This window comes from Staphylococcus sp. HL28 (genome assembly GCF_021117155.1).
GTDB classification, from domain to species: Bacteria; Bacillota; Bacilli; order Staphylococcales; family Staphylococcaceae; genus Staphylococcus; species Staphylococcus warneri.
Genome location: NZ_CP088218.1, coordinates 649,119 through 664,572 on the forward strand (window position 1 = coordinate 649,119; position 15,454 = coordinate 664,572).

Annotated in this window: 16 protein-coding genes and 1 riboswitch; of the genes, 10 read left to right on the forward strand and 6 right to left on the reverse strand. The window is 33.1% G+C overall.

The annotated features are described in order from the left end of the window. Positions 1 to 2 precede the first annotated feature (2 nt). From LPC11_RS02950 to LPC11_RS02970, 5 genes are all read left to right on the forward strand, one after another. Positions 3 to 1,124 (forward strand): amidohydrolase, encoded by a 1,122-nt coding sequence (locus LPC11_RS02950; protein WP_023373748.1) that lies wholly within the window; start codon positions 3 to 5, stop codon positions 1,122 to 1,124. 89 nt (positions 1,125 to 1,213) lie between these two features. Continuing rightward, complete coding sequence (locus LPC11_RS02955; RefSeq protein WP_023373746.1) at positions 1,214 to 2,095, forward strand: SDR family oxidoreductase; 882 nt, start codon at positions 1,214 to 1,216, stop codon at positions 2,093 to 2,095. Positions 2,096 to 2,341: 246 nt separating this feature from the next. Next, positions 2,342 to 2,914, forward strand: coding sequence for a hypothetical protein (locus tag LPC11_RS02960; RefSeq protein WP_023373744.1), 573 nt, complete (start codon positions 2,342 to 2,344; stop codon positions 2,912 to 2,914). 53 nt (positions 2,915 to 2,967) lie between these two features. Then, a riboswitch (SAM riboswitch) is annotated at positions 2,968 to 3,065 on the forward strand. A gap of 76 nt (positions 3,066 to 3,141) precedes the next feature. After that, positions 3,142 to 4,440: a Na+/H+ antiporter NhaC family protein gene (locus LPC11_RS02965; protein ID WP_023373742.1), complete on the forward strand. Its 1,299-nt coding sequence runs from the start codon at positions 3,142 to 3,144 to the stop codon at positions 4,438 to 4,440. A gap of 202 nt (positions 4,441 to 4,642) precedes the next feature. Beyond that, entirely contained in the window at positions 4,643 to 5,155 is a 513-nt protein-coding gene (locus tag LPC11_RS02970; RefSeq protein ID WP_002451973.1) for an SRPBCC family protein, read from the forward strand. A gap of 85 nt (positions 5,156 to 5,240) precedes the next feature. Here LPC11_RS02970 and LPC11_RS02975 read toward each other — a convergent pair whose 3' ends face one another. After that, positions 5,241 to 6,002: a MurR/RpiR family transcriptional regulator gene (locus LPC11_RS02975; protein WP_023373740.1), complete on the reverse strand. Its 762-nt coding sequence runs from the start codon at positions 6,000 to 6,002 to the stop codon at positions 5,241 to 5,243. A 209-nt stretch (positions 6,003 to 6,211) separates the two neighbouring features. On the opposite strand from LPC11_RS02975, the gene LPC11_RS02980 reads away from it, so the two are divergent. Next, positions 6,212 to 7,810, forward strand: coding sequence for an alpha-glucoside-specific PTS transporter subunit IIBC (locus tag LPC11_RS02980; protein ID WP_231307393.1), 1,599 nt, complete (start codon positions 6,212 to 6,214; stop codon positions 7,808 to 7,810). A 69-nt stretch (positions 7,811 to 7,879) separates the two neighbouring features. Here the strand turns inward: LPC11_RS02980 and LPC11_RS02985 are convergent, their stop codons facing one another. Beyond that, positions 7,880 to 8,410, reverse strand: a complete 531-nt coding sequence (locus LPC11_RS02985) for a hypothetical protein (protein ID WP_002465536.1) — start codon at positions 8,408 to 8,410, stop codon at positions 7,880 to 7,882. A gap of 318 nt (positions 8,411 to 8,728) precedes the next feature. Here LPC11_RS02985 and LPC11_RS02990 point away from each other — a divergent pair, with 318 nt between their 5' ends. The 3 genes from LPC11_RS02990 (at position 8,729) to LPC11_RS03000 (ending at position 10,585) form a co-directional block, all read left to right on the forward strand. Continuing rightward, positions 8,729 to 9,655, forward strand: coding sequence for a bile acid:sodium symporter family protein (locus LPC11_RS02990; protein ID WP_002465539.1), 927 nt, complete (start codon positions 8,729 to 8,731; stop codon positions 9,653 to 9,655). Between the two features lie 92 nt (positions 9,656 to 9,747). Next, positions 9,748 to 10,386, forward strand: coding sequence for an HAD family hydrolase (locus LPC11_RS02995; RefSeq protein WP_231307346.1), 639 nt, complete (start codon positions 9,748 to 9,750; stop codon positions 10,384 to 10,386). A gap of 10 nt (positions 10,387 to 10,396) precedes the next feature. Next, complete coding sequence (locus tag LPC11_RS03000) at positions 10,397 to 10,585, forward strand: hypothetical protein (protein WP_002465537.1); 189 nt, start codon at positions 10,397 to 10,399, stop codon at positions 10,583 to 10,585. A gap of 69 nt (positions 10,586 to 10,654) precedes the next feature. On the opposite strand, the gene LPC11_RS03005 is transcribed toward LPC11_RS03000, so the two are convergent. Both LPC11_RS03005 and LPC11_RS03010 read right to left on the reverse strand, forming a co-directional pair. After that, positions 10,655 to 10,837 (reverse strand): hypothetical protein, encoded by a 183-nt coding sequence (locus LPC11_RS03005; RefSeq protein ID WP_002465541.1) that lies wholly within the window; start codon positions 10,835 to 10,837, stop codon positions 10,655 to 10,657. Continuing rightward, positions 10,837 to 11,190 (reverse strand): hypothetical protein, encoded by a 354-nt coding sequence (locus LPC11_RS03010; RefSeq protein ID WP_107566378.1) that lies wholly within the window; start codon positions 11,188 to 11,190, stop codon positions 10,837 to 10,839. Before LPC11_RS03010 ends, LPC11_RS03005 begins: the two co-directional genes overlap by 1 nt. Before the next feature lie 366 nt (positions 11,191 to 11,556). On the opposite strand from LPC11_RS03010, the gene LPC11_RS03015 reads away from it, so the two are divergent. Then, complete coding sequence (locus LPC11_RS03015) at positions 11,557 to 12,954, forward strand: amino acid permease (protein WP_023373732.1); 1,398 nt, start codon at positions 11,557 to 11,559, stop codon at positions 12,952 to 12,954. 181 nt (positions 12,955 to 13,135) lie between these two features. On the opposite strand, the gene LPC11_RS03020 is transcribed toward LPC11_RS03015, so the two are convergent. Continuing rightward, complete coding sequence (locus LPC11_RS03020; RefSeq protein ID WP_023373730.1) at positions 13,136 to 14,008, reverse strand: MurR/RpiR family transcriptional regulator; 873 nt, start codon at positions 14,006 to 14,008, stop codon at positions 13,136 to 13,138. A gap of 1 nt (position 14,009) precedes the next feature. Beyond that, the gene (locus LPC11_RS03025; RefSeq protein WP_023373728.1) at positions 14,010 to 15,452 is read right to left on the reverse strand and encodes a PTS transporter subunit EIIC; all 1,443 of its coding nucleotides are present in this window, start codon (positions 15,450 to 15,452) and stop codon (positions 14,010 to 14,012) included. Between the last annotated feature and the right edge of the window lie 2 nt (positions 15,453 to 15,454).

Genomic DNA, 15,454 nt, shown 5'->3' on the forward strand with positions numbered 1-15,454 from the left:
AAATGTCAAATTATACAGACTATGTGAATTGGCGACGAACATTTCACCAATTCCCTGAAATATCAGAGAAAGAATATGAAACTACACAACGACTTAAACGTATTTTAGAAGCACATGATATAAAAATTTTAGATTTACCTTTAGATACAGGATTAGTTGCGGAAATTGGACAAGGCGACCAAATGATTGCGATTAGAACTGATATAGACGCGCTACCTATCAATGAGCAAGTCGAACATGAATTTACGTCAACTAATCAAGGTGTCATGCATGCATGTGGTCATGATATTCATATGGCAAGTATATTAGGCGTTGCAACACAATTGAAAGCTCAAGAGAATGAAATAAATGGTCGAGTGAGAATCATTTTCCAAGCAGCAGAAGAGCTAGGTCATGGTGCTAAAAAAGTAGTAGCTACAGGTGCATTAGACGGAGTGAAGGCAGTTTTAGGATTCCATAATTATCCAACAATGGACATTGGTGACTTTGCTATTAAAAAAGGTCCTATTACATCTGCAGTAGACCGTTTTGAATTTGAAATTAAAGGAAAAGGCGCGCATGCTGCTAAACCAGAACAAGGTAATGACCCAACGGTGGCTTTAGGCCAACTGATTAATAGTTTACAAACGATTGTAAGTAGAAATTTATCTGCATTTGATAATGCCGTTGTTACTATTGGTGAAATTTCATGTGGAAATACATGGAATGTCATTGCAAACCAAGCCTATGTACAAGGAACTGTCCGTTCATTCAAACCTGAACATAGAGCGTATATCGAACAACGAATGAATGATATTGCTGATGGTCTAGCACAAACATTTAATTTACAAGTTGAATGCCGATATACACGACTTCCTGGAACAGTAATTAATGATGATGAATTAACTGATATAGCGATAGAAGTAGCGGAAGATGTAGGTTATCGTGTGTCAATTATGGACTTACCATTGACGATCGGTGAAGACTTTTCAGGTTATACAGAAACGTATCCTGGCGTATTTGCATTCATAGGATCTAATAGTGAGTATGATCTCCATCATCCTTTATTTGATCCTGATGAACGTATTTTAGAAAAAGTGCCGACATATTTTGTGACACTGACTAAACGTCTTCTGAATCAATAATCTCTTACATTGTATAGAAATAGTATGATTAACATCTGCATACCCTTGGGTATATGACAACATATACCAATTGAGGAGATGAATTTGAAATGTCAGCACAAGATCCAAGAAATAAATTCAAATCAACAGAGTATGAACAACAAGAGCAACCACTTCCAGGATTACAAAGTCAATTAACACCTGAACCAGATTGTGGTGAGACATCATACGTCGGACACGGTCGATTAAAAGGATATAAAATGTTAGTGACAGGTGGCGATTCTGCCATTGGACGCGCAGCAGCTATTGCCTATGCTAAAGAAGGCGCAGATGTTGCTATTAATTATCTTCCAAGCGAAGACAAAGATGCACAAGAAGTTAAACAAGTGATTGAAGAAGCAGGACAAAAAGCAGTGCTATTACCTGGTGATATACGTGATGAACAATTTAACTATGACATGGTCGAAGAAGCACATCAACAACTTGGTGGGCTTGATAATGTGACCTTAGTAGCTGGACATCAACAATACCATGACGATATACAAGGGTTTGATACTCAATCATTTAAAGAGACATTTGAAACCAATGTATATCCTATATTTTGGACAGTACAAAAAGCGTTAGAATATTTACAACCAGGTGCATCAATTACAACAACATCATCTGTTCAAGGATATAATCCAAGTCCTATTTTACATGATTATGCCGCTTCAAAAGCTGCAATTATCTCATTGACAAAAAGTTTATCAGAAGAACTTGGCGCGAAAGGTATTCGTGTCAATTGTGTAGCCCCAGGACCATTTTGGTCACCATTACAAATTACTGGTGGACAACCACAACGAAATATTCCTGAATTTGGTAAGGAAACACCACTTGGCCGTGCAGGTCAACCTGTTGAATTATCAGGAACTTATGTCCTATTAGCATCTGAAGAATCAAGTTATACAACTGGACAAGTCTTTGGTGTGACAGGCGGCATTCAAATTAACTAAATAATAAAAGTTGGTCGATAAAGTGTTAATACTTTATCGACCATTTTTTGTGGTAAATTATATGAAAACTAAATCAATTTTCATTTTGAATTTGGAATAAAAATGTGTTTATTGTAAAATGAAAATATAAAATTATTAACCTTTTTGAAGAATGAAATTTAATTAAAGAATAAAGATATATCTAAGGGATAGGTAATTTATACGACAAATTGCAAATGAAATCTTATATCTAAAGGAGGTTATGACATGGTGAAAGATAGGTTTATAAGGATTGCTCCGTTCATGATGTTGATGATAGGTCTTACTTTTATACCTTTTATTTCTTCTGAAAATCTATATTTCTTAACGCTAATACTTTTATTTGCTTTAACCAATGCATTAAAGAATCTGTATTTTGTTAATAAAAATATTAAAAATCATATCATATGGATTAGTGAATCAGTTGACCGATTACTAGGTATTATTGCGGGGTGTTTGTATTTAGGTTATGGCGGAATAGTACTAATATCACAACACCATGTATGGATTGGTTTCTTAATTGTATTGGTAACTATGACGTTTGTTTTTTATATAGAAACTAAATTACAAATTGATGATGATACGCAAAGGAAAAACCATCGAGATTATAAAGTCATCTCTAAACAACGTGAACAACAATTTAAAATACTGATGATTAGTATGACAAACATTTCTATTATTTTAATGATTGTATCACTTTATTTAAAATGGTGGATCGTCTTTGGTATAGCTATTACAATGTTATTCGTAGTTGCTATTGCATTAATTATTTATGAAAAATATTTTACGACGAAGTTATAATTTATGATTGACGTCATAGGAATTATCTTGTAACGTAAACGTTAAATATGAATCACTTATCAAGAGAAGTGGAGGGACTGGCCCTATGAAGCTTCGGCAACATTGAATCATGTGCCAATTCCAGTAACCTGTCTAGGTTTGAAGATAAGGGGATAATCGTTGTAGATGGACCTCTTTTCTTTATCATAAAGAAGAGAGGTATTTTTTGTAAGGAAGTAGGTCTAATAATGAAAGAAACTAAAAAGGGTAATGCTTGGGCGTTATTTCCGTTATTATTATTTATGTTGTTATTTTTAGGTGTAGGTATCATCTCGGGTGATTTCACGACGATGCCGTTAAATGTTGCAATAACGATTACAGTAATCGTTGCTTTGTTGATGAATCGCAAAGAAAAGTTTGCGACAAAAGTTGAAGTGTTTACTAAAGGTGCAGGTCATTCAAATATTATTTTAATGATGCTTATCTTTATTTTAGCAGGCGCATTTTCTACGACTACAGAGAAAATGGGTGGCGTGACTTCTACTGTAAATTTGGGCTTGTCTCTCATCCCTGAAAACTTAATTATAGTAGGTTTATTTATCATTTGTATGTTTGTTTCTATTTCAATGGGAACATCAGTAGGCACAGTAGCAGCTATTGCACCGGTAGGATTTGGCTTTGCGCAAGCAACAGATGTTTCTGCAGCTTTAGCTATGGCTACAGTTGTTGGTGGCGCTATGTTTGGAGATAATCTTTCTATGATTTCTGATACTACGATAGCGGCTGTACGTACACAACATACGAAGATGAAAGATAAATTTAAAGTAAACTTTAGAATTGTTTTGCCAGGTGCGATATTAACCATAGTCGTACTATTTTTCCTAACAAATGGTATTTCCATGGATCATTCTAAAAGTTATGATTTCCAATTAGTTAAAGTCATTCCATATCTATTAGTGTTGATTCTAGCGCTAGTTGGTGTCAATGTGATTATCGTTCTTATTGGTGGAACAGTTTTATCTGGAATCATTGGTCTTATTGATGGCTCATTTGGTTGGAGAGGATTACTAAGTGCTGTATCTAAAGGGATTATAGGTATGGAAGATATTGCAATGATTGCCTTATTAATTGGTGGTTTAGTTGGACTTATTCAACATAATGGCGGTATAGATTGGTTGTTAAATGTAGTTAGAGGGCGCGTGAAATCTAAACGTGGGGCTGAAATAGGTATTGCCAGCTTAGTTAGTGTAGCAGATATTGCAACAGCTAATAATACTATTTCAATCATTATGTCAGGACCATTAGCTAAAAATATAGCAGATGAATATGATGTTGATCCACGTAAATCAGCTAGTATTTTAGATATATTTGGTGGATGTTTCCAAGGCTTATTACCATATAGTCCTCAAGTTATTTCAGCTGCAGGAGTGGCTGGTATCTCACCATTCTTACTTGTACCTTATAGTATTTATCCAATCATGCTGGGTGTATGTGGGTTGATTGCTATTTTGATTGGATATCCGAAATTAAAAAAAAGTAAAGCATAAATATGATTAAAAACTGAGACTTTTTAGTCTCGGTTTTTTAGTTGATAAATAGAATTATAAATATTGAAAATGTTTTAAGTCAGCGTTTTAATGGTAAACTAGACTAAATGTGTAGAAGCGCAATCTTTTTTAATGTATAAATGTTTGGAAGTTTGAACAAATACGTTAAAATAGTATTAAGAGTGAAAGTAGGTGACTGAAAGTGGCAAAGTATAATGTGGAAAATGAATATGTAGAAATTGATATTGAACGTTTATTAAAATATTCACCAGAAACAATTTATGAAGCTTGGACGAAAGAAGATATTCTTAAACAATGGTTTATGACGTCGAAACGTACGAATAAATCATTTGAAGCAGATGTCCAAGAAGGTGGTAAGTATCGTATCGTTGATAGTAGAAATGGCAAACAAAATATTATCGAAGGTACATACGAAGAATTAGTTATGGATGAATTTATTAAAATGACAATAGGTATGCCAGGCTTAAGTAACGAAGAAGATATTATAGAAGTAGAATTCTTCGAACGTGAATCAGGTGGCACACAAATGTTCTTCTATTATCAATCATATATGGAACGTGAACGAAGATTAACCAACCTTGAATACAAACAAAAAAAGAAAGAATATCATGATTCTACTGCACATGGATTTGAACTTATGTTTGATAAAATGAATGCAGTGTTAGAAGAAATTGAAGAACAAAAAAATAACTAATTTGTATTAAACATAAGTAATATATAAGCCAGTAAATGAACTAAGAAAGCTCATTTACTGGCTTTTTATTTTTATAGACAATGTATTATTTGAGATCTCCTATCTCTTTGCGTTCATTATATTTTCTGAGCAGCGTTTCAAAGAAGATATGATAACTAATGAAACTTGAATAGTCAGTACCATCATTTAAATAAAATGTATTACTAGATACATAAACATTATAACTAGCTTGTTGGGCTAACGTATTGTCTTTCATCGTTGTGACTGAGATAAAATATTTTTGTCTCAATTGTAATAGTTGTGTCACTTCTTTTAATTGATATGTTTCTCCAGATAGTGAAATAATAAAGAAAAGGTCTTGCGGTACGGTTTTGTTTAAGACCATTTTTAATTCGTGGACATCATAAAGAATAATGATATTTTTATGCATGGTTAATAATATTCTTTGTGCTTCTTCAGCCACATTGATTTGAGCTCGACCCGTTCCATATAAATATATTGTTCCGGCATCATTCATTTTATTAGTTAATAGCTCATAATCTATACGATCTAAATAATTAAACGTATTTTCAATTTCTTGTCTAAATGATTCGATAGAGTCAGAAGGCAATTGATTTTTCTTTTCACTTTCAAATTTTAAAAATGATTTGAAGTCACTATAACCATCAAATCCTAATTTTCGTGTAAAGCGATGTATTGTAGCATTTGATGCATGTGTATGCTGTGCTAAGTCTTGTATTTTTAAATTTTTACATAAATCAACATGAGTATTAACGAAATTCGCAATTTGTAAATCATTGTCATTGAGTTGATTAAAGTTCGCATTCACACGTTCATCTAGAAACATAACGACACCTCATTTGTTAGTGTTGAAAAAATTTTCATCATAAGAAAACATAATCTGATTATACAAAATACTTTCAAAATGCGTCAATCACGTTGTAGTAATGTAAGCGTTTACTATATATTAGAAATAAGATAAGACATTGAAAGGAATAATTTAAAACTCATTTTCAATGTTGAATAGAACGAAATTGGGATGTGGAGGTTATTATGATGAATGCAATCAAACGGTTTGGAAGTGCAATGATTGTACCTGTCTTGATGTTTGCTTTCTTTGGGATTGTACTTGGGTTTGCAACATTATTTAAAAATCCAACCATTATGGGTGGTTTAGCAGACCAACATACATTTTGGTTTAAATTTTGGTCAGTGATAGAGTCAGGTGGTTGGGTTATATTCAACCATATGGAAATTGTATTTGTAGTAGGTTTACCATTATCTTTGGCTAAAAAAGCACCAGGACATGCAGCGCTAGCTGCATTAATGGGCTATTTGATGTTTAATACATTTATTAATGCAATATTAACGCAATGGCCACATACATTTGGTGCCAATTTAGAAAAAGGCGTTGAAAATGTTACTGGTCTTAAAGCAATTGCCGGGATAGAAACATTAGATACTAATATTTTAGGCGGTATTATTATCTCAGGTATTATTACATGGATTCATAATCGTTATTATAGTAAACGTCTTCCAGAAATGTTAGGCGTATTCCAAGGATTAACATTTGTAGTGACGATTTCATTCTTTGTCATGTTACCTGTCGCAGCAATTACATGTGTCGTATGGCCTACAGTTCAACATGGTATAGCGTCAGTACAACACTTTATTATCGGATCAGGATATGTAGGCGTGTGTTTATATCATTTCTTAGAAAGAGTGTTGATCCCAACAGGTTTACATCACTTCATTTATGCACCTATTGAAGTTGGTCCAGTCGTTGTCAATCATGGCCTCAAAGCGGAATGGTTACAACATTTAAATCAATTTGCAGAAAGTAGTAAACCGTTAAAAGAACAATTCCCATACGGCTTTATGTTACAAGGTAACGGAAAAGTATTCGGCTGTTTAGGTATTGCATTAGCCATGTATTCAACAACACCAAAAGAGAATCGCAAAAAAGTGGCTGCATTGTTAATACCAGCAACACTTACAGCGGTTGTTGCGGGAATTACTGAACCATTAGAATTTACATTCTTATTTATTGCACCATATTTATTCGTATTACATGCTTTACTTGCAGCTACAATGGATACAATCATGTACGGCTTTGGATTAGTAGGTAACATGGGCGGTGGTGTTTTAGACTTCTTAGCAACAAACTGGATACCACTCGGCAAAGAACATTGGATGACGTATGTGATTCAAGTAGTTATTGGTTTAATATTTGTAGGTATTTACTATGTATTATTTAGATTTTTAATATTGAAATTTGATATTCCACTACCAGGTCGTCGTAAAAATGAAGAAGAAGTTAAATTATTCTCTAAACAAGATTACAAAGAGAAAAAAGGCGAAGGCAAGATGGCACAACCTCAGTCAACCGGAAATGAATATGATGATAAGGCAGCTTATTATCTAGAAGGACTTGGCGGTAAAGAAAATATTAAAGATGTTACTAATTGTACAACTCGATTAAGATTAACAGTTAACGATGAAAATAAAGTAGAAGACAGTAGTTATTTTACACATAATCAAATGGCACATGGCCTAGTTAAAAGTGGCAAAAGTGTACAAGTCGTTGTAGGTATGTCTGTACCACAAGTAAGAGAAGCATTTGAACACTTAGTTTACGATAATGATGAAAAATAATTAAAACAAGGGATTACGAAACAATATCGTTTCGGAATCCCTTTTATAATTAGTATTCAAATAGTTGAATTATGAAATTCTTGCTTTATTTATCATTTTAGATTTATATCCTGCTGAAAGAATATCTATGTTACGTGTTGCTATAGTATGTAGTAATTTAGAAAAAATATCAGGAGGACAAATGATACTTGCACAATTTTTATTTAATGTATAGCTGATATTATAGTGATTCATATACATATTCATAATATCAATCACTTTGTCTTTGATAAATGCGTCTTGTAAGCCATCGATAGATAATTCAAATCGTTTAGCAGATTGGTATAAACGTTCTGAATCAAGTAATTCGTCTAGTTGCTTTGGTGATAAAATTTGGTAGATGGTAAAGTTATGGAAACTTAAAAAGCTAATAAAGTAAGGTAATTGTTGTTTAGGTAAGCTGACTTCTAAAGCGTACATACCTTGTTGTTTAAAGATTTGGTATTGAAATGATTCACAAAACTTAAGTTGTTTACAAAGCTTTGTTAAAGATTTGCGTGATGATCGCGATTTTAAATCTGCGATATTGATGATATAGGTTTCAAATTTGTCTATCAACATGTTATGCCTCCCAATTGCTAACATTCGTACGTGGCTCAAATAATATATAGTTATGTAGGTTATTTGTTTTTTTATTTTGTTAAATTGATTGTACCACGCTTCTTTTTGATATTCACTAGGACTTTTGAATGAAGGTTAAGAAGAATATGGATATAAAGCAAGGGAAATCAACTGTACCATGGTGTATAGCATTTTATTAAAATCTCGTTACAAAGGATTGATGCATCTTAAAATATCTAAAAATTCTGAAAATAATATTGTTCATACTTCTGAGTTGTGATAATATTTGTCATTATTAACAATTAAGGATGTGTTTATATGTTGAATCGTATGAGTCAATTTGCGACTAAGACATTTATATTTTGGATGTTAGTGGCAGCTATAATCGGTTTTGTATTTCCATCACACATGGCTATATTAGGTGGATTTGTTCCTTACTTATTAGGCATTGTCATGCTAGGAATGGGAATGACGATTGACCCAAAAGATTTCAAGATTGTTTTACAATCACCTAAGCCTGTTATTATTGGAGTGATTTTACAGTTTACGATTATGCCAACATTAGCCTTTCTGATTGCCAAAGGCTTTCATTTACCACCAGAAATTGCTATTGGTGTCATTCTAGTAGGGTGCTGTCCGGGAGGAACATCTAGTAATGTCATGAGTTACTTAGCTAAAGCGAATGTAGCGTTATCTGTGGCAATCACAAGTGTTTCAACATTGATTGCACCTTTTGTCACACCAGCATTGATTTATCTTTTTGCGCATGAATGGTTAAATGTATCATTCACAAGTATGTTGTGGTCTGTTGTTCAAGTGGTACTGATTCCAATTATCATTGGATTTGTTTTCCAAAAGGTAGCGCGCCAATTTGCTCATAAAGCAGCGACGGCATTACCGCTCGTATCAGTTATTGCGATTTCACTTATATTGGCAGCTGTAGTTGCAGGTAGTAAAGCACAAATTTTAAAAACAGGATTACTTATTTTTGTCGTCGTGATATTACACAATGTATTAGGATATACAATTGGTTATCTATTAGCTAAAGTGTTTAAAATGGATTATCCAGATAAAAAAGCAGTTGCTATTGAAGTGGGTATGCAAAATTCTGGTTTAGCAGTTTCACTGGCTACTGTTCATTTCAGTCCTTTAGCTGCAGTACCGGGGGCAGTGTTCAGCTTAGTACACAATATTTCAGGTCCTATTCTTGCTAAATACTGGTCTTCTAAAAGTAAACGTCTCTGATGCACTTTTAAGGGAAATGGAAAGTCTGAATATGTTAAAATATGAATCAATGAACATATTTAACTTAAGAGAGACAAAGGAGCACATATATTATGTACAGAGCAGTTGTATTTGATTTTGATGGTACAATTATCGATACAGAAAAACATCTTTTCGATGTCATCAATAAACATTTAGTAAAACACAACGAAGCACCTATATCGTTAGCTTTTTATCGTAGATCAATAGGTGGTGCAGCAACTGAGCTTCATCAGTACTTAGAATCATTACTTGGTTCAGAAAAGAAAGCAGCAATATATAAAGAACATAATGATACAAGTAGCCAACTTCCGATAGTTGAAACGATTGAAAAATTAATGGCATATTTAAAGCAACGTCACATTCCAATGGCTATTGCAACAAGTATTCCTAGAGAAGATATACTGCCTACTTTCCATAAATTAGGTTTAGACGAATATATTGATGTCATTGTAGGCAGAGAAGATGTTTCTAATGTCAAACCTGATCCTGAACCTTATTTAACAGCGGTGCAACAGTTGAATTATAATCCAACCCATTGTTTAGCAATAGAAGATTCAGTTAATGGTGCAACTGCTGCCAATTTAGCTGGCTTGGATGTTATCGTCAACACGAATGTCATGACAGAAGAACAAGATTTTACTTCAGTAAATTATATTGCCAAAGATATTGATTTTGATGACATTGTGCAACGTTTTTTTGAAGTGAAATAGGAGGTGTGGCATGTTTTACACGATACTATTTTTTATAGCTGGTCCACTTATTATTGGTATAGGTAATTTAATCTTAGGACCCATATTTAATAAACGTGTTCCATTTCATGTGCATGTAAGATCATTTGTGGTAGGGACAGTGATTTATTTGATTTTAGCTACAATTGGATATTTCCTATTATTACAAGGTAAACTATAAAAAATGCCCGTTTCAGATTGAGATCATTCACTCAGTCAGAAACGGGTTTTTCATATATGAATTAAGTTATTACATGATTTTTAATAATAATGTAACTAAAATTAACACGATTAAAATCGCATCAATACCGACCATGATGGCAAAACGTGTTGTCTTTTGACCTTGTGATTTTGCTAATTTCATGGCTTTATAATTCGGTATAAAACTTATAATTAATAGTATTAAAATGATGACGCCAATCAAAACTGACATTAACGTTGACCTCCATTTCGTCTTTCAATATATTCCCAAATAAAACCTGCAATGATACCAATAACAACACCAAATAAAACACCTAATTGAATCTGTGATATCAATGCACCAATAATTAAACCAATGATGATTGCTATAGGTAATGTAGTACCAAATTTCATTTTTCGCTCTGGAGAATCTAAAACTGTAAAAGCAACTACATAAATAATAAAGAAAGCAACTGCAGCTAATACAGATTTACCAATGAGTGGTAGTAAATTTGGGTTTTTAACTGAAAAATAATTGAGTAAGAAAAAGATAATTAAAAAGATAGCTGAAATTTTTAATGCTTTTTTAATTAATGTTTGACTCATAACGATCTCCTTAATGATGATATGAAAAGTATATCATAAAACATAATTGAACAAACGTTAAAGAAACTGGATAACATAAATGAGTTAGAGATTAAATAAAACTATATTGAAAAACATAAAACAATAACCATTACACTATTTCGAAGTTAAAAAACATGAATCATTTTCTTTTTTAAAATATTTTTTAAAGCAGTTGTTTATTGCAAATGTAGTAAAATTGCGGTTTTGCAAAAGACTGTCACGTCAGTTTTGTAAGCGATTTCAATAAATTGTTAAAATATTGTTTCAATTTCGTCATTTTATAGTATAATTGCGTAAATAAGATTATTATTATTTTATCTTAGTAAAAAGAGGTGGGTTATTGTTATGGAGAATAATGAATTAAAAAGGGGATTGAGTGCACGTCAAATGCAAATGATCGCACTTGGCGGTACGATTGGTGTAGGTTTGTTTATGGGAGCAACAAGCACCATTAAATGGACTGGGCCATCTGTAATATTTGCATATTTAATTGCGGGTATATTTTTATTTTTAATTATGCGAGCTATGGGAGAAATGATATATATTAATCCGACAACGGGTTCATTTGCTACATTTGCAAGTGATTACATACATCCAGCAGCAGGTTATATGACCGCTTGGAGTAATATATTCCAGTGGGTTGTTGTTGGTATGAGTGAAGTAATAGCAGTAGGAGAATATATGAATTATTGGTTCCCGAACTTACCAGCTTGGATACCGGGAATTATAGCAGTTCTATTATTAACAGCAGCTAACTTAGTGTCAGTTAAAGCATTCGGTGAATTTGAATTCTGGTTTGCATTGATTAAAGTTGTAACAATTATTTTAATGATTATTGCAGGATTTGGATTAATTTTATTTGGAATTGGAAATGGCGGACATCCAGTTGGTATTTCTAATTTATGGTCACACGGTGGATTTATGCCAAATGGTATTGTAGGGTTCTTCTTTGCATTATCTATTGTCATTGGTTCATATCAAGGGGTAGAATTAATTGGTATTTCAGCAGGAGAAACAAAGGATCCACAAAAAAATATTGTCAAAGCAGTTAATGGTGTCATTTGGCGTATATTAATTTTCTATCTAGGTGCTATCTTTGTTATCGTATCAGTTTATCCTTGGGATGAATTAGGAAACATCGGTAGCCCATTTGTAGCAACATTTGCTAAAGTAGGTATTACATTTGCAGCAGGATTAATTAACTTTGTTGTATTAACAGCAGCAATGTCTGGTTGTAATTCAGGTATCTTCAGTGCGAGCCGTATGATTTATACATTAGCACGTAAAGGTCAATTACCTAAGATATTCACTAAAGTAATGAAAAATGGTGTGCCATTATATACAGTATTAGCAATTTCTACGGGTATTTTAATTGGAGCTTTATTAAATGTTATATTACCAATGTTCATTAAAGGTGCTGATAGCATTTTCGTATATGTTTACAGTGCATCTATTTTACCTGGTATGATTCCTTGGTTTATGATTTTATTTAGTCATATTCGCTTTAGAAAATTACATCCAGAAGAAACGAAAAATCATCCATTCAAAATGCCTGGTGGTATGGTAGCAAGTTACTTAACAATTGCATTCTTAGTTATTGTTTTAATTGGAATGTTATTTAATAAAGAAACAGTGGTTTCTGTAGTGATTGGCATTATTTTCTTAGCTTTCGTTACTATTTATTACTTCATTAGATATAATAAAGCTGAACAACAAGCAAGAAAAAATAATACATTAAAATAGTTTGAATTTTAAAGAGGTTGAGACATAAAGTTTTTGTGCTTAGGGACACCGATTAACGGCGTCCCTAAAGCAGGATTTTCTATAGGAAATCTTGCTTTTGTCCTGACCTCTTTTTCTTTCGACCTATAGAATTGAAAAAGATACAGTCTAGACGCTCATTAATGTCTAAACTGTATCTTTTTTAATGTTTGAAATCAATATTGGAAAGATGTTTTCTATAATTATCTAATGCCATTTTTGATTGTGTAATGAAGTCTAACGATGATTGATAATTAAGAGCTATATAACGATAATATAGTATATCGATCGTAAACATTTGTGCAAATAATGATGTAGTCGCACCCATTCGCATTTCATTTTCATCAGATTGTCCATAATCTAGTACTATATCTGACATCTGAGAAATAATATTTTTTGTAGAACTTGTAATTGTAATAATTGGAATATGATAGTCTACTACAACTTTAGCAATGGCTTGCATTTCACTTTGCATACCATTATTAGTAATAAAAACAACACAATCTCGATTATCACAGGACGCTAACATAGTAGTGAAAATATGTGTCTCTTGTACAAGTTGTACATTCATTCCAATGCGAGATAGCTTTTGATATAAATCAGTTGCAACGACAAATGAAGCGCCATAACCATATATGAAAATGCGATTTGATTGTTTAAATTGATCACAAATACGATCGATCGTTTTATCGTTTAGTGTTTCATTTGCATTATTCAAAGCACCTTTAGCACGAGAATGCATCTTCTTTTTTAGTGACGCTGTACTCTCATTATCAACTAATTCCACATTGTAGACCGTTGTCTCTTTTGGTAAATATTTAGATAAACCAATTTTTAATTCTTGAAAACCACCTTCAGTGACTTTTTTGCTAAATCTTATAATAGAAGATGGACTTGTATCAAGTTTTTGTGCAAGATCTTGAGAATTCATCTGCACAACATGATGCGGTGCATTCAAAATATAATTTGCTATTTTTTTCTCGTTTTTTGTTAAATAGGGATACTGGTTATCTATTTCATATAAAATGTTTGTCATTTTAATCACCCAGTTTATTAGAGTTTCTCATTTCTTTTGTCGTTCCAAATAAATAAGTCATGATAAATCCACCGATATAAGCTGATAGCAATCCAGCAATATAACCTAAATACATATTATCTGATATCAGTGGCAATAGTGATAAGCCACTAGGTCCTACAGCTTTAGCTCCAATATGACCAATACCGCCTATGACGGCACCTCCAATGCCTCCACCTATACAAGCAGTGAAGAATGGTCTTCCAAGCGGCAAGGTAACACCATAAATCAGTGGTTCACCGATACCTAAGAATCCAACAGGTAAGGCACCTTTTAATGTGTTTCTTAGTGGTTGATTATGTCGGCATCGAACCCATAATGCTAATGCAGCACCAACTTGACCTGCACCAGCCATGGCAGCTATAGGTAGTAGGTAGGTTGCACCAGTACTGTTTATCAATTCAATGTGAATTGGCGTGAAAATATGGTGAAGTCCTAACATCACTAGTGGAAGGAAAAAGGCACCAATGATAAAGCCGCTAAAGACACCACCAACGTCTATTACCCAATTAACGACGTGAACTAAACCATCTGATACAAACCCAGCCATTGGCATGATGATAAAAATAGTTAATAATCCAACTCCGAGTAGTGAAAGTGTTGGTGTGACAATAATATCTATAGCATTTGGTGTTACTTTATGTAGTCTTTTCTCAATCATACTTAATATCCAAACAGCAAATATAACACCTATAATTCCACCTTGACCAGCAACTAGTGGTTCACCAGTGAAAATATTTTTAATTGGATTTTCATCAGTAAGACCAGTTAATAGTGTTGTGCCACCAATGACACCACCTAAACCAGGAGTCGCACCAAATACTTTAGCACTATTGATACCAGTGAATATGGCTAAATATGCTAACATACCATCTTTAATCACATTTAATACGGTTACGAGTTGTTTCATAAAATCCCCAGATATCATGTGGGCAGTAAGCATATTGTTGAGCACAGCTGCTATACCACCGATTAAACCTGCACCGATAAAGGCGGGAATTAAAGGTATAAAGATATTTGAAATTGATTTTAAGAAACGTTGCCATTTACTTTGTTTCCTTGATTGTTGATAGTGTTTTTTATTTTCTTTCGCAAGTTCTTTAGCTTGAGATTGATAACTTTGATTGTCCGAATAGGAGATGTCTTCACCTAACGGTACATGGCTATAATCTGCCATATATCCTGCCACTTTCTCTACAACTCCGGGACCCACAATGATTTGAAGTGTTTCATCTTCAACGATGCCTATAACACCTTCTATTTGATGTAATTCATCATAATTGACTATGTCTGGATTCTTAATGGATAACCGCACTCTAGTCATACAATGCATGATTCGCTGTATATTACGCATTCCACCTACCGCATTGATGATTTCTTGTGCAAGTCTGTCTTCTTTACTCATAG

Excerpts from the sequence above, each read along its gene's own strand:
- LPC11_RS02990 (WP_002465539.1), top strand. The coding sequence starts at position 8,729 with ATGTTGAATCGTATGAGTCAATTTGCGACTAAGACATTTATATTTTGG.
- LPC11_RS02975 (WP_023373740.1), bottom strand. The coding sequence starts at position 6,002 with ATGTTTCTAGATGAACGTGTGAATGCGAACTTTAATCAACTCAATGAC.
- LPC11_RS02955 (WP_023373746.1), top strand. The coding sequence starts at position 1,214 with ATGTCAGCACAAGATCCAAGAAATAAATTCAAATCAACAGAGTATGAA.
- LPC11_RS03025 (WP_023373728.1), bottom strand. The coding sequence starts at position 15,452 with ATGAGTAAAGAAGACAGACTTGCACAAGAAATCATCAATGCGGTAGGT.
- LPC11_RS02950 (WP_023373748.1), top strand. The coding sequence starts at position 3 with ATGTCAAATTATACAGACTATGTGAATTGGCGACGAACATTTCACCAA.
- LPC11_RS03010 (WP_107566378.1), bottom strand. The coding sequence starts at position 11,190 with ATGAGTCAAACATTAATTAAAAAAGCATTAAAAATTTCAGCTATCTTT.
- LPC11_RS03015 (WP_023373732.1), top strand. The coding sequence starts at position 11,557 with ATGGAGAATAATGAATTAAAAAGGGGATTGAGTGCACGTCAAATGCAA.
- LPC11_RS03000 (WP_002465537.1), top strand. The coding sequence starts at position 10,397 with ATGTTTTACACGATACTATTTTTTATAGCTGGTCCACTTATTATTGGT.
- LPC11_RS02965 (WP_023373742.1), top strand. The coding sequence starts at position 3,142 with ATGAAAGAAACTAAAAAGGGTAATGCTTGGGCGTTATTTCCGTTATTA.
- LPC11_RS02985 (WP_002465536.1), bottom strand. The coding sequence starts at position 8,410 with ATGTTGATAGACAAATTTGAAACCTATATCATCAATATCGCAGATTTA.
- LPC11_RS03005 (WP_002465541.1), bottom strand. The coding sequence starts at position 10,837 with ATGTCAGTTTTGATTGGCGTCATCATTTTAATACTATTAATTATAAGT.
- LPC11_RS02995 (WP_231307346.1), top strand. The coding sequence starts at position 9,748 with ATGTACAGAGCAGTTGTATTTGATTTTGATGGTACAATTATCGATACA.
- LPC11_RS02960 (WP_023373744.1), top strand. The coding sequence starts at position 2,342 with ATGGTGAAAGATAGGTTTATAAGGATTGCTCCGTTCATGATGTTGATG.
- LPC11_RS03020 (WP_023373730.1), bottom strand. The coding sequence starts at position 14,008 with ATGACAAACATTTTATATGAAATAGATAACCAGTATCCCTATTTAACA.
- LPC11_RS02980 (WP_231307393.1), top strand. The coding sequence starts at position 6,212 with ATGAATGCAATCAAACGGTTTGGAAGTGCAATGATTGTACCTGTCTTG.